Genomic DNA, 21536 nt, shown 5'->3' with positions numbered 1-21536 from the left:
AGGAGGTGTAATTTAATGGCAAGATATACTGGCGCTACATGTAGATTATGTAGAAGAGAAGGTATGAAACTTTTCCTTAAAGGTGATAGATGTTTTACAGATAAATGTGCTTTTGTTAGAAGAAGCTATGCACCAGGACAACATGGAGCTAATAAAAAGAAGCAATCAAACTATGGTGTTCAATTAAGAGAAAAGCAAAAAGCAAGAAGAATTTATGGCATATTAGAAGGCCAATTTAGAACATATTATGAAAGAGCTGAGCATCTTAAAGGCATAACAGGTGAAAACTTACTTAAATTACTAGAAATGAGACTTGATAACATAGTTTATAGATTAGGTTATGGTTCATCAAGAAATGAAGCAAGACAATTAGTAACTCATGGACATTTCTTAGTAAATGGTAAGAAAGTTGACATTTGTTCATATCATGTTTCAGTTAATGATGTGATCACTGTATCTGAGAAAAGCAGAGCAAGTGAAAAATTTAAGACTTTTGTTGAAAATCCAAAAACTTTACCAAAGTGGTTAGAAGCAAACGTTGATAACTATGAAGGAAAAGTAGTTGCAGAGCCATCAAGAGAAGATATAGATGTGCCTGTTAACGAAACACTTATTGTTGAGTTATATAGTAAATAATATATTTATATTTGTTAGAGAAATTTATCACATTATATGCAAATATAGAATCAGTTGCCCTCATAATAAGGTTGCCATTTTTAAAATAAGGAGGGTTTGTCAATGTTAGAAATCGAAAAGCCAATAATAGAATGTATAGAAGCTAATGAAGATGGTACTTATGGTAAGTACGTTGTTGAGCCACTTGAAAGAGGATATGGTATAACATTAGGAAATGCTCTAAGAAGAATACTATTATCATCTCTTCCAGGAGTTGCAACAACTTCTGTCAAGATTGATGGAGTGCTTCATGAGTTTTCTACTGTTCAAGGGGTTAAAGAAGATGTTACTGAATTAATTCTTAATATTAAATCATTAGCTCTAAGAATGAATGGTGAAGGTCCAAAAGTTATTTATATTGATGCTAAAGGACCAGGTGAAGTTACTGGAGCAGATATAAAGACTGATGGTGATGTTGAAGTTGTTAATAAGAATTTACATATTGCAACTTTAGATAGCGATGGAAGACTTTATATGGAATTGACAGTTAATAAAGGAAGAGGATATGTTACTCAAAATAAAAATAAGAGTGATGAACTACCTATTTCAGCTATAGCAGTTGATTCTATTTATACACCAGTAAAAAGAGTTAATTTTACTGTTGATAACACAAGAGTTGGTCAAATTACTGATTATGATAAATTAACTTTAGAAATTTGGACTAATGGTACTATAAAAATAGATGAAGCTATTAGTTTATCAGCAAAGATACTTATCGAGCATTTTAAATTATTTATGTCATTAACTGATAATACTAATGACGTTGAAATAATGATTGAAAAAGAAGACGATAAAAAAGAAAAAGTCCTAGAAATGACTGTAGAAGAACTTGATTTATCAGTTAGATCATATAACTGCTTAAAGAGAGCCGGAATTAATACAGTACAAGAACTTGCCACAAAGTCTATGGATGATATGATGAAGGTAAGGAATCTAGGAAAGAAATCTTTAGAAGAAGTTGAAAGAAAGCTTAAAGAATTAGGTTTAGCCCTAAAACTAACCGAGGAGTAAGGAGGTAAATCCATGGCAGGTCATCGTAAACTAGGTCTTCCTACAGACCAAAGAAAAGCTATGCTAAGAAATCTTGTTACTAGTCTATTAAAACATGGTAAAATTGAGACAACTGAAACAAGAGCTAAAGAAACTAGATCTATAGCTGAAAAAATGATTACTCTTGGAAAAAGAGGAGATCTTCATGCTAGAAGACAAGTATTATCTTATGTTCAAGAAGAATTAGTTGTTAAGAATTTATTTGATAATGTGGCTCCAAAGTATACTGAAAGAAATGGCGGATATACAAGAATGATAAAAAAAGGTCCTAGAAGAGGGGACGGAGCTGAGATAGTAATACTTGAATTAGTATAATACTAATTGGGGATTAAGTTTAAACTTAATCCCCATTTTAACATAAAAAATTAGAATATGATTAATTAATATATTATAGAGAAGTTTTAGGTTTTTGAGTGGAAATAATGGATTTATTCAAATTTATATAACACTCTAGGTATAATCTAGTTTATGGTATATAATTTAATAAGTAAATTCATTAATTGTATCGAAAAACATTTGTATAATATATTAACAATAAAACGTCATGGAGGTTATACTATGAGTGATGAAATGATAAAATGCACGGATGTATCTTTTAAATATATAAGGGAATCAGAAGGAATTAAGGAAGAAAAATATGCAGTTAAAGGTGTTAATTTAGGAGTAAAAAAAGGAGAATTTTTAGTTATATTAGGGCATAATGGATCGGGTAAATCAACAATAGCTAAACATATGAATGCTTTATTGATCCCTTCTCAAGGTACAGTAATAGTTGATAAACTTGATACTAGCAATCCAGAAAATGTATGGAATATTAGATCAAGGGCCGGTATGGTATTTCAAAATCCTGATAATCAACTGGTTGCGACAATAGTTGAAGAAGATGTGGCCTTTGGACCGGAAAACTTAGGAATTGAGCCTTCAGAAATACGAAAAAGAGTAGATGATAGCTTAGAAAAAGTGGGAATGGCTAAGTATAAAAGACATGCACCGCATCTTTTATCAGGAGGACAGAAGCAGAGAATTGCTATAGCTGGAATACTAGCAATACAACCTCAATGTATAATATTTGATGAGCCAACAGCTATGCTGGATCCTTCCGGAAGAAAAGAAGTATTAAAAACAATAAAAGACCTTAATAAAAAACATGGTATTACTATAGTATTGATAACACATTATATGGATGAAGCAGCTCAGGCTGATAGAATTATAGTAATGGATGGGGGAAGTGTTAAGATGGAAGGTGCACCAAGAGAAATCTTTCCTCAAGTAGAACATATGAAAAAGATAGGACTAGATGTTCCCCAAGTTACCGAATTAGCTTATGAATTAAAAAGAGCTGGAATAAACATAAATGGAAAAATATTAAATGTAGATGAGATGGTGAATGAGTTATGTCAATTAAAATAGAAAATTTAACACATGTGTATATGCCGAAAAGTCCATTTGAAAAAATCGCATTAGATAACGTGTCTTTAAGTATAGAAGACGGGGAATTTATAGCTTTAATAGGACATACTGGATCAGGCAAATCAACATTAATTCAGCATTTTAATGGACTATTGGAAGCAACAAGTGGAAAAATAATTGTTGACGGAGTAGACATTACTAATAAAAAGACTAAGTTAACAGATATAAGAAAAAAAGTTGGATTAGTATTTCAATATCCAGAATATCAACTATTTGAAGAAACTATAGCTAAGGATATTGAATTTGGTCCTAGGAATTTAGGCCTTTCTGATGAAGAAATTCAAAGTAGAGTAATTAAGTCTATGGAAATGGTTGGATTAGATTATGAAACTTATAAAGATAAATCACCATTTGACTTAAGTGGCGGACAAAAGAGAAGAGTTGCAATTGCAGGGGTTGTAGCTATGCAGCCTACAACATTAATATTGGATGAACCTACAGCTGGATTAGACCCTAAAGGTAGAGACGATATATTAGAGCAAATTAGTAAATTACATAAGGATTATAATATGACAGTAGTTATAGTTAGTCATAGTATGGAGGATGTTGCAAAAATTGCAGAAAGAATCATTGTAATGAATGATGGAAAAGTGGCATTGCAAGGAACTCCGGCAGAGGTGTTTAAAGAAGCTGATTTATTAGAAAAGATAGGTCTTGGTGTTCCACAGGTAACATATTTAGTTAGGGAATTAAGGAAAAAGGGCTTTAATATATCAGATAATGTATTTACAATTGAAGAAGCCAAGAAGGAACTTTTGTCTATTTTAAAGGCAAATAAGGTAAAGGGGGAATAGACGAAGCTATGTTAAAGAATATTACAATAGGACAATATTTACCGGGAGAGTCCTTTATTCATAAATTAGATCCTAGAACGAAAATTCTTATATCAATATTTTTTATTGCATGTCTGTTTATTATAAATAAATTTATTGGATATACGGTTATTGTTGCATTTTTACTAGCTATAATTTTAACAGCAAAAATTCCATTCAGATTTATTTTTAACGGATTGAAGCCAGTCTTTTTTCTTGTAGCTTTTACAGCCATCTTAAATATATTTATGGTTACAGGTACAGAAGGAACAGAGGTTTTTAAAATAGGTTTTTTAAAAGCGTACCCTGAGGGGTTGAGTATTGCAGCTTTTATGGCTATCAGATTAATATTATTAATAATAGGGACTTCTTTGCTGACGTTAACTACATCTCCTATTGAATTGACTGATGGCATTGAGAAATTACTAAAGCCAATAGGGAAAGAGGTAGCCCATGAGCTTGCCATGATGATGACAATAGCGTTAAGATTTATTCCTACATTGATAGATGAAACAGATAAAATAATGAAAGCCCAAAAGGCTAGAGGAGCTGACTTTGAGTCAGGAGGAATTATAAAGAAAGCTAAAAGCTTAGTACCACTATTAGTACCTCTATTTATTAGTTCATTTAGAAGAGCTGACGAATTGGCTATGGCAATGGAAGCCAGGGGATATAGAGGTGGATCTGGACGAACAAGAATGAAAATACTCAGATTTTCACATAGGGACATAGTAGCCTTTATTGTATTTGTTCTTTTATTTTTATGGTGCATAGCTGTTAGATTTATAGTAGTTTAAAATCAAGAGGATATAAATGAGAAATATAAAATTAATAATTGAATTTGATGGAAGTAATTTTTGTGGATGGCAGAGGCAGCCTAAAGGAAGAACTGTTCAGAAAACAATAGAAGATGCAATATCGAAGATCACTGGAGAAGAAATTTTAATCAATGGAAGCTCTAGAACTGATGCAGGCGTTCATGCAAGAGAAATGGTTGCAAACTTTTTTACTAGTAGTACAATACCAGGAGATAAGTTTAGGGAAGCCATTAATACAAAATTACCTAAAGATGTATCTATAATTAAATCAGAAGAAGTTAGCGAGGACTTTCATGCTAGATATTCTTCAAAAGGTAAAACATACTCATATACTATTGTTAATAGATATGAAAGATTATCTCTAGGGCATCAATATTTATATCATTATAAATATAATTTAAATATTCATGAGATGGGAAAAGCGTGTCAATATTTTATTGGTATTCATGATTTTAGAGCATTTATGTCTCCAGGAAGCTCGATAAAAACAACAGTACGAAATGTTACGGAGCTTTATATAGAGCAAAAGGGTGATAAAATAAAAATATTTATAACTGCAGATGGTTTTTTGTATAATATGGTAAGAATAATAGTAGGAACTTTAATAAAAGTTGGAAGTGGTAAATTAGCGCCTGAAGATATAGAAAATATAATAGTAGAAGGCAATAGAAAACGTGCAGGTATGTGTGTTCCTCCAAATGGATTAATACTAGAAAAAGTTTTTTATTAAATGGCAAAAAAATGTTGACACGCCCGTATGCGTGTATTATAATAGGGTTTGTTTGTTAAATAATTTATGTATATAAGATCCACTAGCCCCGGGTCTTGACATAAAAAGTTTTACTTTAAATTAAGTAAATAATTATTGTAAGTTCAGGGAGGGAAACAGATGAAATCATACATTGCTAAAGCAAGTGAAATTGAAAAAAAATGGTATGTTGTTGATGCTGCTGGTAAGCCACTAGGTAGAGTTGCTAGCCAAGTTGCTTCAATTTTAAGAGGTAAAAATAAACCAACATTTACACCTAACGTTGACTGCGGAGACTTCGTAATAGTAATTAATGCAGAAAAAGTAGTTTTAACTGGTAAGAAGTTAGATCAAAAATTAATGAGAAAACATAGTCTTTACCCAGGCGGATTAAAAGAAACTCCATATAGAGTAGTATTAGATAAGAAACCTGAATTCGCTTTTGAAGAAGCTGTAAGAAGAATGCTTCCAAATGGTGTATTAGGAAGACAAATGTTAAAGAAATTAAACGTATATAGAGGTGCTGAACATAATCATGCAGCTCAAAAACCAGAAGTACTAGAATTAAGATACTAATACGATCTCGGGAGGAGGAATAAGAAATGGCAAAAGTTCAATACATGGGAACTGGAAGAAGAAAAAAATCAGTTGCAAGAGTAAGACTTGTACCAGGAAGTGGTAAGGTTCTTGTAAATAAAAGAGAAATAGAAAACTTTTTTGGTTTAGAAACATTGAGAGTTATCGTAAACCAACCATTAGTTTTAACTGGAACTAAGGATAGATTTGATGTTCTAGTAAATGTTCACGGTGGTGGATTTACAGGGCAAGCAGGAGCTATCAGACACGGTATAGCTAGAGCACTAGTTAAATCTGATGAAGCTTTAAAGCCAGAATTAAAGAAGGCTGGATTCTTAACAAGAGATCCAAGAATGAAGGAAAGAAAGAAATACGGTCTTAAAGCAGCAAGAAGAGCTCCACAATTCTCAAAGAGATAATATTTATTGGAGTATGCAAATTCCACAAACTTTATGTTTGTGGAATTTTTTTTATAAAAATTAGCCACAAATAAGAAGACCTTCAAAAGCAGATAAAAATTATTACTAATGAATTTGAATAATTAAGATAGTATAGCAAACAATATCTGTAGAATTCAAAAAGATTGGAGGAACAATTAATGAAGAAAATCAAAGGAGTTATAATATTATTATGTATCTCTTGTTTAATTTTTGGATTACCAATAAAAGCAAGTTGTGATGAAAATAAAACTCAAAAGATTATATTAATAGATCCAGGTCACGGAGGTATTGATGGAGGAGCAAAATCTAAAAATGGGACAATAGAAAAAGATATTAATCTAACAATATCTACAAAATTAAAAAAACAGCTTGAAAATTCAGGTTATACTGTTTATATGACAAGAGAAGAAGATTCTGAGTTAGACTCTAGGAAAGGAAAGGATCTAAGTGCTAGATGTAAAATGAAAAAGGACACCAAGTGTGATATATTTATTTCCATACATCAAAATATGTTTCCGCAAGCAAGTTGTTTTGGGGCTCAAGTTTGGTATGCATCTAATGATGATAGCAAAGTTTTAGCAGAGAATATTCAAGCTTCATTAAAAGAAACAGTAAATGACAATAACAAAAGAATTCCTAAAGCTGCTAAAGATCAATACAAAATACTAAGAGATGGGTATGAAGGAGCTTGTGTGCTTGTAGAGTGTGGCTTTCTATCTAACTATGAAGAAGAACAAAGATTAAAAAGCGATGAGCATCAAAATAAAATAGTAGAAGGAATAACAAGTGGAGTTAATAAATACTTTGAAGATAAATCGACTAGTTCTTTGATTCTACAGAAATAGTCCCTACGTTTATACTGTTTCTAGGTGATTTATTTGAAGAATAAGTTTTATTCATAAGTAAAAATAAGTTATATAGAATTAAACATATTAAAATTATTACTAAAGAATAAATTATTATAGTTAAAAATCTATTTAAATCTTTGATATTATTACTCATAGTTGAACCCCTTTACAAAATAATTCATCTAATTTAAATATAGTAGTGAAGAGTTATAAATATGAAAATCTGTAGTTAAAATATTTAATTATTCTGCACTCTAAATTATTTATTATATAAAGATAAATATATAAGTGAAAATATAAGTTCATTTGGGGTTGTAAAGAAAGAGAAATAATTTTAAACTTATATGTAGTGATAAGCATAAATAAGAATAGAATTAGTTTTTTGATAATTCTATTCTTAATGTAAGTAATACATAGAGGAGCTGTTTATATGAGAGAAGTTAATGTTGAATTAATTAGAGATGCTGTAAGAAACTTATCTATTGAAGCTAATTATTTTTTAGGATCAGATATAAGAAATGCCTTACAGAAATCAAAGGAAGAGGAACCTTGGAAGTTAGCTAAAGAAGTTTTAGATAAGATAATTATTAATTCAGAAATCGCTAGCAATGAGGAAATGCCTATGTGTCAGGATACTGGAATGGCGTGTGTTTTTGTTGAAGTAGGACAAGATGTCCACTTAGTTGGGGGAAGACTTGAAGATGCAATTAATGAAGGTGTACGTAGAGGCTATGAAGAGGGCTTTTTAAGAAAATCAGTTGTTGGAGATCCAATTAAAAGAATAAATACAAAAGATAATACGCCAGCTATAATTTATTATGATATAGTTGATGGTGATAAGGTTAAAATTACATTAGCACCAAAGGGATTTGGATCAGAGAATATGAGTAAAATAGGCATGCTTAAGCCTTCTGATGGTCTAGATGGTGTTAAGAGGTTTATAATAGATACAGTTAAGGCAGCTGGTCCTAATCCATGCCCGCCAATGGTCATTGGTGTTGGAATAGGAGGAACCTTTGATAAAGCAGCTTATTTAGCAAAAAAAGCATTATTAAGGCCTGTTAATATTAGAAATAACGATGAATTTTATGGAGATTTGGAAATAGAATTATTAGAAAAGGTAAATGAATTAGGAATTGGACCACAAGGATTTGGAGGAAAGACTACAGCTTTAGGATTAAACATTGAGACATATCCAACACATATTGCAGGATTGCCTGTTGCTGTAAATATAAATTGTCATGCTACTAGACATAAAGAAATTATAATATAGAAATTAAGGATAAGATTGAAAGTTTGTATAAGAAATTTGCTATTAGCAAAAAATTTACTTAAATAAATATTCTGATACGAATTTATTTGGAAATAAGTATAGGATTAAGAGGATTTATAATAGTACTGGAGGAAATAAAAATGGAAATAAGATTGCAAACACCTCTTACACAAGAAAAGATATCTACTTTAAAGGCTGGAGATAGTATTTTATTAAGCGGAGTAATTTATTCTGCTAGAGATGCGGCACACAAAAGATTAATAGATTTACTAAATGAGGGAAAGGAATTACCTTTAAATATAAAAGATGAAACTATATATTATGTTGGCCCATCGCCAGCAAAACCAGGAAAAGTAATAGGTTCAGCAGGACCAACTACCAGCTACAGAATGGATGCATATGCGCCAACGCTCATGGATCTTGGCTTGAGAGGAATGATAGGTAAGGGTGCAAGAAATGAAGAAGTAATTGAGGCAATTAAGAGAAATAAAGCAGTTTATTTTGGAGCTATCGGTGGAGCAGCTGCGCTAATAGGAAAAAGTATTATTAAATCTGAAATCATCGCATATGAGGATTTAGGTGCTGAAGCTATAAGAAGAATGGAAGTTGAAGATATGCCATTAGTCGTTATTATAGACGCAGAGGGAAATAATCTTTACGAAATTGGTCAACAGGATTATATAAATTCAACTAAATAGAGTACCTATAACTAAAAAGTTGTATTAAGAAAAGGGAGAAACATATGGGCAGAATTAAGTTACCAGGAAAAGAAAAAAATAAAATAATAATATTACTAATTTTAATTATAATAGCAATAGGTATAATATTTTATAATTTTTTGGTGAATAATGGGTATATAAATAATAACAATAAAAGAAATAATCAAGAAGAGATAACAAGTCCCATAAGTAAGGAAGAGTCAGGTATAAATAATACAATAAGTGAAGATGTAGAAAAAACCAATGACGATAACTCCCAAGCAAACAATGATGATAATAACAACGCTAAATTAAGTATGGAACAAAAATATTCTGCAAAAGAAAATGAATTATACAATGAAGCATATTCATTATTTTTTTCCCACGAATATACTAATGCAATTAATAAAGCCAATGAACTCATAAATCAATTTCCAAACAATAATATGGGCTATAATATAAGAGGAATTGCAAAGTCTTATAATGGAGACTATGATAATGGAATGAAGGATATAGATAAATCCCTAAGCATTGATAGTAACTATGGGTATGCACGATTCAATAAAGCCCTTACATATGAATTATATGGAAATATGGATAAGGCATTAGAGTGGTATAATAAAGCTCTAGAAGTTGAAGATTATGTGTGGAGCTACTACGGTATAGCATCCATTTATGGTAGAAGAGGAGATGTTACCAACACTATGAATTACCTAAATAAAGCAATAAAATTGGATCCAGGAGTTAAAGATGTAGCTAAGACAGAGCATGATTTTGACCCGGTTAAGAATTCGAAAGAATTCCAAAGTGCAGTATATAATTAATTTTAAAGTTATAAGTTCACGGAAATGTAGGAAGTAAAATGAAAGGTGAACTTTAGGAGGAATTGGTATGTTCAATGTATTAGTAGTTGATGATGAAAAAGAAATACGTGATGCAATTGAAATATATTTAAGAGGTGAAAGCTTAAAAGTATTTAAGGCTGAGGATGGACTGCAGGCTCTAGATATTCTTGAAGAGGAAAAAATACATTTAATAATACTAGATGTAATGATGCCTAAACTCGATGGAATAAGAACTTGTTTAAAGATTAGAGAAAAACAAAACTTGCCAATAATAATGTTATCTGCAAAGGGTGAAGATTCGGATAAAATATTAGGATTAAACGTAGGTGCTGACGATTATATTACAAAGCCGTTTAATCATTTAGAGTTAGTAGCAAGAGTGAAATCACAATTAAGACGTTATGAAAAGCCTTTAAGTGTTGAAGAAGGTCAGGATATAATTAAAGTTAAGGATTTAGTTATTGATACTATTGCTAAAAAAATTACGTTAAGAGGAGAAGATGTAAAGGTAACAGCTACTGAATATAAAATTCTTCATTTATTAGCTTCAAATTTAGGTAAAGTATTTTCTATAAAAGAAATATATGAAAATGTGTGGGAAGAAATATTTTATAAGAGTGAGAATACTGTTACTGTGCATATTAGAAGAATAAGAGAAAAGATTGAAATAAACACAAAAGAGCCTGAATACATTAAGGTGGTGTGGGGAATTGGATACAAGATTGAGAAGGAAGATTAAAAAATATTTTAGCAGCATTTATTTAATAGATATATTAGTGATAGCGCTAATAACATTGGTTTTGTTTTCAATTTTAGGGGATTATATACAAATAAATAAGGCACAGCATGATTTAGCAGCCAATAAAATTCAAGATAATGCAATGAAGCTGGGTCTGTTATTTCTTATGTATATCGGATTTATTACGAAGAGTATACTTATAATAAAAAGGAATCCCAAAGCACCGCAAATTGAATCCAATTTTGTTAAGAATATGGTTTTTGTTATTAGAAAGGGCCTGCAATATAAGGAAACAAGAAATACAATAATAATATCTATATCATTAGTACTAATATTATTAATTGTGTATCTATATTTTCTAGCAACTGGAGGATATGAAAATAATATTTTCGTAAGATTTTTTCAGACATATCCATTTAAAGGGAGTGTATTTGTAATTATAATTATATTTCTGACCATGATGTATGCATTAAAAAAGACATTAGATATAATTATTGTAAATGATGCTCTTAGAAAAGTTGGAGAGGGAAATCTACAAGAAGATATTAAGCTTGATGGTTCACCTGCAATAAAAGAATTAGCTGAAAATATTAATTTAATAAAAGCCGGATATAAAGAGATTTTAGAAAATGGCGTGCATAATGAAAAATTAAAAACTGAATTAATATCTAATGTATCTCATGATTTGAAAACACCATTAACTTCAATAATAAATTATGTAAATATACTAAAGAATAATGATATAACAGAAGAGGAAAGAGCAGAATACTTATCAATATTAGAGAAAAAATCTTTAAAATTAAAACTATTAATTGAAGATTTATTTGAAATGTCAAAGATTAATAGTGGAAAGATAAAACTAAATAGAGAGTTAATAGATATATTATCATTAATACATCAGGGGATAGGCGAATACAGTACGTTATATGAAGAAAAGAACATCTCTTTTAAAGTAACAAGTGAAGAAGATGCAGTATATATGGAACTTGATGGGAAGATGATGTCTAGAGCCATAGAAAACATAATAATTAATGCATTAAAATATTCATTAAATAATACTCGAGTATATATTAACATTAAGTTAGAAAATGACCATATTAAAATTGGAATGAAAAATATAGCAAATTATGAAATGAATTTTAATGAGGAAGAGATGTTTGAACGATTTGCAAGAGGAGATAAGTCCAGAAATTCAAAAGTCGAAGGTTCAGGTTTAGGGCTGGCTATAACTAAGAGTATAATTGAATTACATGGAGGAGAAGTTAAGATAAAAAAAGAAGGAGATATGTTTAAAATTTATTTAATTCTACCGATAAATAAAGAATAGTAAATGTTAATAAATAAAATATATCAATTAAGTAGTTAATCTATGTAAAATTAAAGATTAGCTACTTTTTTCATATATATCTATAAATTTTAGCGTTTTACAAATATTATCCTAGCAATTATAATGTACAATATGTTGTATAGAGAATACAAAATGCATTGAAAAAACACAATATGTGGTGGAGGAGATTCGAGGAATGTCAGCTTTAAATCAATTATGCAAGGATGCAGTTTATAAAATTAAAGACAGTGAAGGAATTTATACTGAAGAGAAATTATTAGATGCTTTAGAGCACATAGTAAGAGATGGAATGAATAATAATGATATAAGAAAGTCATTAACCCAAGTTGCATTAGAATTAACTACAGATACGGAGCCGAATTGGCAATATGCAGCTGCTACTATGTATACGTATGAACTATATGATAAAGTAAGAAATACGAGAAATTTAGATAACAATGAGGATTTATATAAAAATTACTATGAATTCATTAAACTTTTAACAGAAAGAGGTCTATATGGCAAATATATTTTAGAGAATTATTCAAAAACTGATATTTTGGAATTAGAAAATGAGATAAAGCCAGAAAGAGATTTTCTGTTTAATTATAGTGGAATAGACCTTTTAGCAAAGAGATATTTAGTTCAAGACTATAATAGAAATCCAATAGAACTCCCTCAGCAAATGTTTATGGGAATAGCTATGCATCTTGCAATCCCTGAAAAACAAGAAGATAGGGTATATTGGGCAAAGAGATTTTATGATGTACTAAGTTCATTAAAGGCTACTATGGCAACACCTACAATGTCTAATGCACGAAAACCGTTTTATCAGTTAAGTTCATGCTTTGTTGACTCTGTAGAAGATAGTTTAGAAGGTATATATAAATCTCTTGATAACTTTGCTAAAGTTTCTAAATTTGGTGGAGGTATGGGGATATATATGGGGAAAATTAGAGCATTAGGAGCTCCAATTAGAGGGTTTAAAGGTGCTTCAGGTGGTATAATTCCTTGGGTTAAGCTATTTAATGATACAGCCATAGCTGTTGATCAATTAGGGGTTAGAAATGGGTCTGTTGCTATATGGCTTGATGCGTGGCATAAAGATATTCCGGAGTTTCTTCAAATAAGAACTAATAACGGGGATGATAGGAAGAAGGCTCATGATGTATTCCCGGGTATTTGCTACCCAGATTTGTTTTGGAGACTTGCTGAAAAAGATATAAACGCTGATTGGTACATGATGTGTCCACATGAGATAAAGTCAGTGAAAGGTTATGCGTTAGAGGATTTTTACGGTGTAGAATGGGAAGAGAAATATTATGAATGTGTGAGCGATGAAAGAATAGAAAAAAGAATAATGTCAGTAAAAGACTTAGTTAGATTAATTATAAAAAGTGCAGCTGAAACAGGCGCGCCATTTGCTTTTTATAGAGATACGGCGAATAAAATGAATCCTAATAAACATAAGGGAATGATATATTCTTCAAACTTATGTAGTGAAATAATGCAGAACATGAGTCCAATGGAAATACAAAAGAGTGAGATCTTAAAAGATAAAGATAGTTATACTGTGGTTGAAAAAATAATACCGGGGGATTTTGTTGTATGTAACCTTTCCTCTATTGTCCTAGGAAATGTAGATGTGCTTAAGGACGAAGAATTGGAATATGTTGTAGAGACTCAAATAAGGGCTATGGATAATGTTATTGATTTAAATTATTATTCTGTTCCTTTTGCTGAAATAACCAATAAAAAGTATAGAGCTATAGGTCTTGGCACAAGTGGATATCATCACATGTTGGCTAATAATAAAATACATTGGACAGAAGATGAGCATATGGATTTTGCAGATAAAATATATGAAAAAATAAATTACTATGCAATAAAAGCTAGCATGAAAATATCTAAAGAAAAGGGAGCTTATGAAGTATTTAAAGATTCTGATTGGGATAACGGGAATTATTTTGAATTAAGAAATTACACTGATGATAAATGGAACATACTAAGAAGTGAAGTTAATAAGTATGGTATTAGAAACGGCTACCTAATAGCTGTTGCACCAAATGGATCAACGGCAACAATTGCAGGAACTTCAGAAGGAATTGACCCAATTATGGCTAGATTCTATTTAGAAGAAAAGAAAGGAAGTATAATTCCTAAAACAGCACCGAATCTCTCAGAAGAAAATTATTGGTACTATAACTCAGCTTACAACATAGAACAAACTTGGTCAGTTAAAATGAATGGGATACGCCAAAGACATATAGACCAAGGTCAGTCTTTTAATTTATATATCACAAATAATTACACTATGAGACAAATAATGAATTTATACATAGAAGCGTGTAAATGTGGAGTTAAATCCATTTATTATGTCAGATCAAAATCACTTGAAGTAACTGAATGTGAAACTTGCTCAGCATAAGTGATGCTCCAAATCTTGTATTTGGTCAGCAGAACTTATGCAAGGCGAAAGCAGATAAGTGAGAGTCCAAATTTTACATTTGGATACTCGAACTTATACAAAGTGAAAGTGAGAGTCCAAATTTTACATTTGGGTTCTCGAATTTAGTTAACTCGTGTATACGAGTTAACTTCCTTAGAAAATGATTTGGTAACTCGAATTTACTCAGCGACTGGGGGGGGAGTCGAGAATCCTTCCTTATTAAAAGAAGATTTTTAAGTATTGTGAAGAATAGGAGAAGTAATATGAGCATAAATAAAAAACCTCTTTTTAATGAATTTGGAGATAGAGAGATCGGCAAAAAGAGGCTTATAAATGGTAATACCACTAATTTAAATGATTTTAATAATATGAAATATACTTGGGTATCGGATTGGTATAGACAGGGAATGAATAATTTTTGGATACCAGAAGAAATTAACCTTTCTCAAGACTTAAAGGATTATCAAAATTTATTGGATGAGGAAAGAAATGCATATGATAAGATTTTATCATTCTTAATATTTTTAGACTCAATTCAAACGGCGAACTTAAGTAATATAAATAATTATATAACAGCTAGTGAAATAAACCTTTGCTTAACAATTCAAAGCTTCCAGGAAGCAGTACATTCACAAAGTTACAGCTATATGCTTGATAGCATCTGTTCACCTGAAAAGCGAAATGAAATACTTTATCAATGGAAAGATGATGAAGTACTTTTAAATAGAAATAAATTTATAGGTGATTTATATAATGAATTTATTAATAATCCTACCGAACATAATTTATTAAAGACTCTAATGGCAAATTATATTTTGGAAGGTATATATTTTTATTCGGGTTTTATGTTTTTCTACAATCTGGAGAGAAATGGCAAAATGGCAGGTTCCGCACAAGAAATAAGATATATAAACAGAGACGAAAATACTCATCTCTGGCTATTTAGAAATATTATAAAAGAATTACAAAATGAAAACCCTGAATTATTTACAAAAGAAATAAATAACGAGTTAAGAGAAATGATGAAAACTGGTGTGGAGCAGGAAATTTTATGGGGGCATTACGTTATAGGAGATAAAATTCAAGGAATAAATAAGAAGTTAATAGAAGATTATATAAAATATCTAGGTAATAAAAGATTAAGAGAAATTAGTTTAGAACCATTATTTAGTGAACATAATGAAAATCCAGCTTCCTGGGTGGATATTTTATCAAATGCTAATTCAGTTAAAACAGATTTCTTTGAAGCAAGATCTACAGCTTATGCAAAAGCTACAACTTTAGTTGATGATTTGTAAATTTAATTTATTAAAAGACTAAAATAATAGGAAAAGTTGGATAAAACATATTAGCGACATGCGTATTTAGTAAAAAATCATAAAAAAACAGTTAAATTAACTTAATTTTTTTGTAAATTATGATATAATAGAAAGGGTTTATACTTAAAATAAGATTTGTAATATACAAAATGTAAAGGGTAATATTTTATAACAAAATTTACAATCGAGGAGGAGTTCCATATTATGAAAAAAGGTATTGCTGCTTCTAAGGGATATGCAATAGGAAAGGTATTTTTACAAGAACACGAAGAAATCGTTATAAGCGATGCTAAAATAACTGATATAGGTGCTGAAAAAGAAAAGATGCAAAAAGCTCTAGATGATTCTAAGGCACAATTAGAGGTTATTAAAGTTAAAGCAGAAAAAGAAATGGGTGCTGAAAAAGCAGCTGTTTTCGAGGCACACATAACATTATTAGATGACCCAGAATTTACTGGTGCAATGATGATGGAAATTGAGAATAATAGCATTAATGGATTAAAAGCAGTTGAAAGTGTAACTAATACTTTTGTTGCTATATTTGAATCTATGGATGATGAATATATGAGAGAAAGAGCTGCAGATATTAAAGATGTATCTAAGAGAATAATATCAAATTTTGCTGGCAAGGGTGGAGACTCTTTTGCAATAACAGAAGATAATACAATAGTAGTAGCTCATGACTTAACTCCATCTGATACAGCAGGATTAGATAGAAGTAAGGTTGTAGGATTTATTACAAATATCGGTGGAAGAACTTCACACGCAGCTATAATGGCTAGAACTTTAGAAATTCCAGCTGTACTTGGATTAGGAGATATAACTGACTGTGTTAAAACTGGAGATGCAGTTATTGTTGATGGATTAACTGGGGATGTAATAATAAATCCTTCAGAAGAAGTTATAGCAGAATATAAGGCTAAAAAAGAAAAATTCCAAGCAGAACAAGAAGAATTAAAGAAATTAATAGATGTTAAAACAACTACTAAATCAGGTAGAAGAATCGAAGTTTGCGGAAACATCGGTAAACCAGAAGATGTTCTTGGCGTTTTAGCAAATGGTGGAGACGGTGTAGGATTATTCAGAACAGAATTCTTATACATGGATAGAGACAGTGCTCCAACAGAAGAAGAACAATATGAATCTTATAAATTTGTTCTTGAAAAAATGGAAGGTAAGCAAGTTGTAATAAGAACATTAGATATCGGTGGAGATAAGACTCTTCCATACTTACCATTACCAGAAGAAATGAATCCTTTCTTAGGATACAGAGCAATAAGACTTTGTTTAGATAGAAAGGACATATTTAAAGTTCAGTTAAGAGCATTACTTAGAGCTTCTATATATGGAAACCTTGCAGTTATGTTCCCAATGATTTCAGGATTGGAAGAATTCCAACAAGCAAGAGAAGTTGTTGAAGAATGTAAAGCAGAATTAAAAGCTGAAGGAAAAGAATACTCAGAAAAGATTCAATGGGGTATCATGGTTGAAATTCCAGCAGCAGCAGTATATGCTGATGAATTAGCTAAACATGTTGATTTCTTCTCAATTGGAACAAATGATTTAATTCAATATACATTAGCAGCTGACAGAATGAGCGAAAAAGTTTCATACCTTTATAATCCAATGCATCCAGCAGTACTAAGATTAATAAAGATGACTATTGATGGAGCTCACAAGCACGGTAAATGGGTTGGAATGTGTGGAGAAATGGCTGGAGATGAAGCAGCTATTCCAACATTAGTAGAATATGGATTAGACGAGTTCTCAATGAGTGCTACATCAATCTTAAATGCTAAGAAGATAATGTTAGAGCAAGAATAATATTATAATAATATATCGTTTATATAATTAAGGCTATCTCAAAATTAATTGAGGTAGCTTTAATTTTTGATTTAATTGCGATGTTATTAAAAAATATAATATACTATAAAATATGAGAGTATTTTATAGTAAGAGTAATAAGGGGAAGTTTATGGATAAAAAGGCTACAAGGGCTTATGAGAAAGCTATGAATTATTATGAAAAGGGTAAGATAAATAAGGCATTAGATATATGTGAAGAAATACTGTCAGAAGGATTAGATAATCCAACTGTATTAAATTTTAAAGGCCTTCTATTATATCAAAAAGGTAATTTAAATGATGCAATCACAGTTTGGAAATTAAATTCAGACTTAAATAATGATAGCATTGCAGAGAAATATATAAAAGACTCAGTAGCGGATGAAGAGCGGCTGGAATTATATAAACTGGGTGAACAAGCGTTAACACAACTTAAAGTAGATAGAGCTTTAGGTTTCTTTAGTAGATGTGCAGAAAGTGGTTTTAATTCAATTAAGGTAAATACTGCGATTGCTTTATGCTATCAAAAAAAAGGCGATTTCTATAGAGCAAAAGAGTATGTAGACAAAGCTTTATGTATAGATCAAAACGAAATTATTGCTAAAAATATTGAAAAGGAATTGAAAGAAAATGGGGTATATTTAGAGTCAAAGAATAAATCAAAAAAAAATTTAGTTTTAATAACAATTTTATTTGTTATCATTGCAATTTCAACTGGAGGATATGCAGTTATATCCAAAATAAAAGGCAAGAATATTAATAATATAGCAGAGAAAAATGGTAGCAAAAGTTTAGAAGAAGAAAATATAGGTGATAAAAACAAGGAAACAGAAGATAAAGAAAAAGTGCAAGTTAATTCAGAAAATTCACCTAGTGAAAATAAGAATGAGGTACAAAATACTAATATTGATAAGAAGAAATTAGATATTCTAATATCTAATAATGATTTAGATGGAATATATGAACAAATAAAAAATGTACAGAAAGAATCAATAAATAGTGAGGACTCTGAAATATATAAGAAAGCTGTTGACCTAATGAAAAATCAAGGGGTATCAAAATTTTATGAATCTGGATTAAATAATTTTAATCAAAGTAATTATACAGAGGCTAAGCAATCACTAGATAAAGCATATACATATTGCGAAGGAAGTAGCTTGAAGGAACATATTTTATTCTATAGGGCAAGCGCATCATCTAAGTTGTCGGATAAAGCAGCAATATCACAATTTGAAGAGTATTACAAACAATATCCTAAGGGAGTATATACGCAAGAGGCGTTATATGAATTAGCATTATTAAACGATTCTATAGATAAGGAGAAGAGTAAGACTTATGCTAATACATTAATCAAAAATTATCCGAATTCAATTTATGTGAATGATAATATTGTGGGAATATTAAAAAGCTAAAAATATAATTTTTGAGTTCAGAATTTTAAGTGAGTTAATAATAAAATGTTGTTATATTAATAGTTATATTAGGTTAACATAAATATACATACATGATTAGCGTTTTAATATGGGAAATAATAATCAGTATTTATTTAAGATGAAGGATAGGTGAGAATATGATTTCAATAGTTAAAGGATGCAATGTGTATGCCCCTAAGCATTTAGGAATTAAAGATGTTTTAATAGTAGGTGGTAAGATAGAAGGGATATATGATGAGCTTAATATTGAAAATAGCTCACTTAACATTGAAATTATTAACGGAGAAAATAAGCTGCTTTTTCCAGGATTTATAGATGGTCATGTTCATATTATAGGTGCTGGAGGAGAAGGCGGATATAACACAAGAACGCCTGAAATGCCATTATCTAGTTTAGTGAAAGCTGGAATAACCACAGTTGTTGGATGTATAGGTACAGATGGTATATGCAGAAGCATGAAAGAACTAATAGCTAAGGCTAAAGCATTAAAGCAAGATGGAATGTCCGCATATTGTTTAACAGGTTCTTATGAAGTACCTGTTAGGACTGTAACAGAATCAATTAAAGATGATTTAATGTTAATTGAAGAAATAATCGGAGTTGGGGAAATTGCTATATCTGACCATCGAAGTTCACAACCAAGCTTTGATAGTTTTGCTAATCTAGTTGCTGAAAGTAGAGTAGGCGGATTGTTATCAAATAAATCTGGAATAGTTAATGTGCATTTGGGAGATGGTGAAAGAAAGTTGAACTATTTATTCGAATTAATAGATAAAACAGAAATTCCGGAAACTCAATTGTTACCAACTCATATTAATAGAAATGGAAAGCTTTTTAAAACAGGACTAGAATATGTTAAAAAAGGTGGATTTATAGATTTAACAACAAGTTGTGATTTGGAAAATTTAGCTGAAGGTGAACTTAGAGCAGCTGAGGGATTAAAGAAATACATAGATGAAAAATTACCTATAGAACATATAACTTTTACTTCAGATGGAAATGGAAGCATGGAGAAGTTTGATAAAGACGGGAAATTATCAGGTTACAAAATTTGTTCTGTATCAACACTATACAGAGAGGTTAAGTTTGCTATTACAGAACTAAATGTACCAATAGAAGATGCTATTAAAGTAGTGACTTCAAATGTAGCAGAAATTATGAAGTTTAAAAATAAAGGAACTATAGAGTGCGGAAAAGACGCAGATTTAGTTATTGTAGATGATAAATCCTTTGATATAGATACAGTTTTTGCAAATGGAAAAAAAATGATGGAGAATGGGGAAGTACTTGTAAAAGGTGTTTTTGAAAATTAAGAAAAGGGGTAAGCTAAATTTTAAAATAGCTTCCCCCTGTTTTTTACATAAGTAATAGGATCTAAGTTTTAGTTTTAAAGAATGTATGATGTCCTATTGTTGTTTGATTGACTTTCTGCGTTTCTTTCATCCAGTTACATGTTGCGGTGGCCGGATTGTAGAAAAATAAGGCATCATTTGTTGGATCCACACCTTTAATTGCATCGTAAACTGCATTATAACAATCTTGATTTGGACTGGCGTTTATTTTACCATTTTTAACACAAGAAAAGGCATTCTTTTGAAATATAACTTCTCTTATTGTGTTTGGAAAATGTGGATCTGTTGTACGATTTAATACTACAGAAGCAACAGCTACTTTTCCGTTATATGGTTCACCAGCACTTTCAGCATAAACAAGTTTTGCCATTAAGTCTATATCTTCACCCGTTATATATAATTGTTGAGTATTGTGATTAATAACTTCTAAAACATCATCATGTTTTTCGTTATTTTGTGAATTATTATTTATATTATCATTTGAATAATTTTTCTCACTTTTTTGATTTATAGAAATACTTTGAGTTTCACTACAAGCTTCGCCTGAGACTGTGGCGAAAGTTGGATTTACATTAATAACGGAAAGATATAGTATTAAAGCAGTTACAAAAATACTACATTTCTTTTTCATAAAAAACCTCCTTAGGTATAGTGCAACAAGTAATATTATTACCAAAGAAAGTAATTATATACACTATTTATTTCTATAATCATTTATAGGTTTTTCTAACGATTTCAACTAGAATAATAAAGGTTAGGCACATTCAAAAAAATAACAAGTCCATTTGCCAGACTATTTTCCATCATCAAAGGAGGTTAA

Annotated in this window: 21 protein-coding genes; 20 read left to right on the top strand and 1 reads right to left on the bottom strand. The window is 30.4% G+C overall.

The genetic code is table 11. The annotated features are described in order from the left end of the window. Positions 1-15: 15 nt before the first annotated feature. The 20 genes from rpsD to iadA all read left to right on the top strand — a co-directional run bounded on the left by rpsD (position 16) and on the right by iadA (position 20677). On the top strand, positions 16-636 hold the full coding sequence (gene rpsD, locus COL3_RS03135; protein WP_008426626.1) for a 30S ribosomal protein S4: 621 nt from the start codon (positions 16-18) through the stop codon (positions 634-636). A 102-nt stretch (positions 637-738) separates the two neighbouring features. After that, entirely contained in the window at positions 739-1686 is a 948-nt protein-coding gene (locus COL3_RS03130) for a DNA-directed RNA polymerase subunit alpha (RefSeq protein ID WP_008426627.1), read from the top strand. 12 nt (positions 1687-1698) lie between these two features. Continuing rightward, complete coding sequence (gene rplQ / locus COL3_RS03125; protein WP_008426628.1) at positions 1699-2040, top strand: 50S ribosomal protein L17; 342 nt, start codon at positions 1699-1701, stop codon at positions 2038-2040. A gap of 243 nt (positions 2041-2283) precedes the next feature. Beyond that, positions 2284-3135, top strand: coding sequence for an energy-coupling factor transporter ATPase (locus tag COL3_RS03120; RefSeq protein ID WP_008426629.1), 852 nt, complete (start codon positions 2284-2286; stop codon positions 3133-3135). Next, the gene (locus COL3_RS03115; protein WP_008426630.1) at positions 3120-3989 is read left to right on the top strand and encodes an energy-coupling factor transporter ATPase; all 870 of its coding nucleotides are present in this window, start codon (positions 3120-3122) and stop codon (positions 3987-3989) included. Before COL3_RS03120 ends, COL3_RS03115 begins: the two co-directional genes overlap by 16 nt. Before the next feature lie 8 nt (positions 3990-3997). Then, entirely contained in the window at positions 3998-4804 is an 807-nt protein-coding gene (locus COL3_RS03110; protein ID WP_008426631.1) for an energy-coupling factor transporter transmembrane component T, read from the top strand. A gap of 16 nt (positions 4805-4820) precedes the next feature. Then, positions 4821-5555 carry a tRNA pseudouridine(38-40) synthase TruA gene (gene truA, locus COL3_RS03105; protein ID WP_008426633.1) on the top strand — a complete coding sequence of 245 codons (735 nt, stop codon included), beginning with the start codon at positions 4821-4823 and terminating at the stop codon, positions 5553-5555. A 159-nt stretch (positions 5556-5714) separates the two neighbouring features. Continuing rightward, the gene (gene rplM / locus COL3_RS03100; RefSeq protein ID WP_008426634.1) at positions 5715-6149 is read left to right on the top strand and encodes a 50S ribosomal protein L13; all 435 of its coding nucleotides are present in this window, start codon (positions 5715-5717) and stop codon (positions 6147-6149) included. Positions 6150-6175: 26 nt separating this feature from the next. Continuing rightward, positions 6176-6568 (top strand): 30S ribosomal protein S9, encoded by a 393-nt coding sequence (rpsI, locus tag COL3_RS03095; RefSeq protein ID WP_008426638.1) that lies wholly within the window; start codon positions 6176-6178, stop codon positions 6566-6568. A gap of 179 nt (positions 6569-6747) precedes the next feature. After that, a complete protein-coding gene (gene cwlD, locus COL3_RS03090) occupies positions 6748-7434 on the top strand; it encodes an N-acetylmuramoyl-L-alanine amidase CwlD (RefSeq protein ID WP_008426641.1) in 687 nt (228 codons plus the stop codon). Positions 7435-7867: 433 nt separating this feature from the next. Then, positions 7868-8710, top strand: coding sequence for a fumarate hydratase (locus tag COL3_RS03080; RefSeq protein ID WP_008426644.1), 843 nt, complete (start codon positions 7868-7870; stop codon positions 8708-8710). A gap of 140 nt (positions 8711-8850) precedes the next feature. Continuing rightward, positions 8851-9408 (top strand): Fe-S-containing hydro-lyase, encoded by a 558-nt coding sequence (locus COL3_RS03075; protein ID WP_008426646.1) that lies wholly within the window; start codon positions 8851-8853, stop codon positions 9406-9408. Between the two features lie 44 nt (positions 9409-9452). Further along, positions 9453-10232: a hypothetical protein gene (locus tag COL3_RS03070; protein WP_008426648.1), complete on the top strand. Its 780-nt coding sequence runs from the start codon at positions 9453-9455 to the stop codon at positions 10230-10232. Between the two features lie 67 nt (positions 10233-10299). After that, positions 10300-10992, top strand: coding sequence for a response regulator transcription factor (locus COL3_RS03065; RefSeq protein WP_008426650.1), 693 nt, complete (start codon positions 10300-10302; stop codon positions 10990-10992). Continuing rightward, positions 10964-12319 carry a HAMP domain-containing sensor histidine kinase gene (locus COL3_RS03060; protein ID WP_008426651.1) on the top strand — a complete coding sequence of 452 codons (1356 nt, stop codon included), beginning with the start codon at positions 10964-10966 and terminating at the stop codon, positions 12317-12319. Before COL3_RS03065 ends, COL3_RS03060 begins: the two co-directional genes overlap by 29 nt. Before the next feature lie 196 nt (positions 12320-12515). Then, a complete protein-coding gene (locus COL3_RS03055) occupies positions 12516-14747 on the top strand; it encodes a ribonucleoside-diphosphate reductase subunit alpha (protein WP_008426654.1) in 2232 nt (743 codons plus the stop codon). 284 nt (positions 14748-15031) lie between these two features. Beyond that, on the top strand, positions 15032-16066 hold the full coding sequence (locus COL3_RS03050; protein WP_008426656.1) for a ribonucleotide-diphosphate reductase subunit beta: 1035 nt from the start codon (positions 15032-15034) through the stop codon (positions 16064-16066). Between the two features lie 225 nt (positions 16067-16291). Continuing rightward, positions 16292-17911 (top strand): phosphoenolpyruvate--protein phosphotransferase, encoded by a 1620-nt coding sequence (gene ptsP, locus COL3_RS03045; protein WP_008426658.1) that lies wholly within the window; start codon positions 16292-16294, stop codon positions 17909-17911. A 151-nt stretch (positions 17912-18062) separates the two neighbouring features. After that, positions 18063-19343, top strand: a complete 1281-nt coding sequence (locus tag COL3_RS03040) for a tetratricopeptide repeat protein (RefSeq protein ID WP_008426661.1) — start codon at positions 18063-18065, stop codon at positions 19341-19343. Between the two features lie 158 nt (positions 19344-19501). Further along, a complete protein-coding gene (iadA, locus tag COL3_RS03035) occupies positions 19502-20677 on the top strand; it encodes a beta-aspartyl-peptidase (protein WP_008426663.1) in 1176 nt (391 codons plus the stop codon). Positions 20678-20738: 61 nt separating this feature from the next. Here iadA and COL3_RS03030 read toward each other — a convergent pair whose 3' ends face one another. Further along, a complete protein-coding gene (locus tag COL3_RS03030; protein WP_008426665.1) occupies positions 20739-21347 on the bottom strand; it encodes a cell wall hydrolase in 609 nt (202 codons plus the stop codon). Positions 21348-21536: the final 189 nt, after the last annotated feature.

Origin of the sequence: Clostridium sp. LS (genome assembly GCF_002760435.1) — a bacterium.
In the GTDB taxonomy this organism is placed as follows: Bacteria; Bacillota; Clostridia; order Clostridiales; family Clostridiaceae; genus Clostridium.
The sequence above is the reverse complement of the archived record's forward strand: the minus strand, read 5'-3'. Positions and strand labels throughout refer to the sequence as shown.

Bases quoted from the DNA above. Each gene is read 5' to 3' on its own strand.
- rpsD (WP_008426626.1), top strand. From the start codon at position 16: ATGGCAAGATATACTGGCGCTACATGTAGATTATGTAGAAGAGAAGGT.
- COL3_RS03130 (WP_008426627.1), top strand. From the start codon at position 739: ATGTTAGAAATCGAAAAGCCAATAATAGAATGTATAGAAGCTAATGAA.
- rplQ (WP_008426628.1), top strand. From the start codon at position 1,699: ATGGCAGGTCATCGTAAACTAGGTCTTCCTACAGACCAAAGAAAAGCT.
- COL3_RS03120 (WP_008426629.1), top strand. From the start codon at position 2,284: ATGAGTGATGAAATGATAAAATGCACGGATGTATCTTTTAAATATATA.
- COL3_RS03115 (WP_008426630.1), top strand. From the start codon at position 3,120: ATGTCAATTAAAATAGAAAATTTAACACATGTGTATATGCCGAAAAGT.
- COL3_RS03110 (WP_008426631.1), top strand. From the start codon at position 3,998: ATGTTAAAGAATATTACAATAGGACAATATTTACCGGGAGAGTCCTTT.
- truA (WP_008426633.1), top strand. From the start codon at position 4,821: ATGAGAAATATAAAATTAATAATTGAATTTGATGGAAGTAATTTTTGT.
- rplM (WP_008426634.1), top strand. From the start codon at position 5,715: ATGAAATCATACATTGCTAAAGCAAGTGAAATTGAAAAAAAATGGTAT.
- rpsI (WP_008426638.1), top strand. From the start codon at position 6,176: ATGGCAAAAGTTCAATACATGGGAACTGGAAGAAGAAAAAAATCAGTT.
- cwlD (WP_008426641.1), top strand. From the start codon at position 6,748: ATGAAGAAAATCAAAGGAGTTATAATATTATTATGTATCTCTTGTTTA.
- COL3_RS03080 (WP_008426644.1), top strand. From the start codon at position 7,868: ATGAGAGAAGTTAATGTTGAATTAATTAGAGATGCTGTAAGAAACTTA.
- COL3_RS03075 (WP_008426646.1), top strand. From the start codon at position 8,851: ATGGAAATAAGATTGCAAACACCTCTTACACAAGAAAAGATATCTACT.
- COL3_RS03070 (WP_008426648.1), top strand. From the start codon at position 9,453: ATGGGCAGAATTAAGTTACCAGGAAAAGAAAAAAATAAAATAATAATA.
- COL3_RS03065 (WP_008426650.1), top strand. From the start codon at position 10,300: ATGTTCAATGTATTAGTAGTTGATGATGAAAAAGAAATACGTGATGCA.
- COL3_RS03055 (WP_008426654.1), top strand. From the start codon at position 12,516: ATGTCAGCTTTAAATCAATTATGCAAGGATGCAGTTTATAAAATTAAA.
- COL3_RS03050 (WP_008426656.1), top strand. From the start codon at position 15,032: ATGAGCATAAATAAAAAACCTCTTTTTAATGAATTTGGAGATAGAGAG.
- ptsP (WP_008426658.1), top strand. From the start codon at position 16,292: ATGAAAAAAGGTATTGCTGCTTCTAAGGGATATGCAATAGGAAAGGTA.
- COL3_RS03040 (WP_008426661.1), top strand. From the start codon at position 18,063: ATGGATAAAAAGGCTACAAGGGCTTATGAGAAAGCTATGAATTATTAT.
- iadA (WP_008426663.1), top strand. From the start codon at position 19,502: ATGATTTCAATAGTTAAAGGATGCAATGTGTATGCCCCTAAGCATTTA.
- COL3_RS03030 (WP_008426665.1), bottom strand. From the start codon at position 21,347: ATGAAAAAGAAATGTAGTATTTTTGTAACTGCTTTAATACTATATCTT.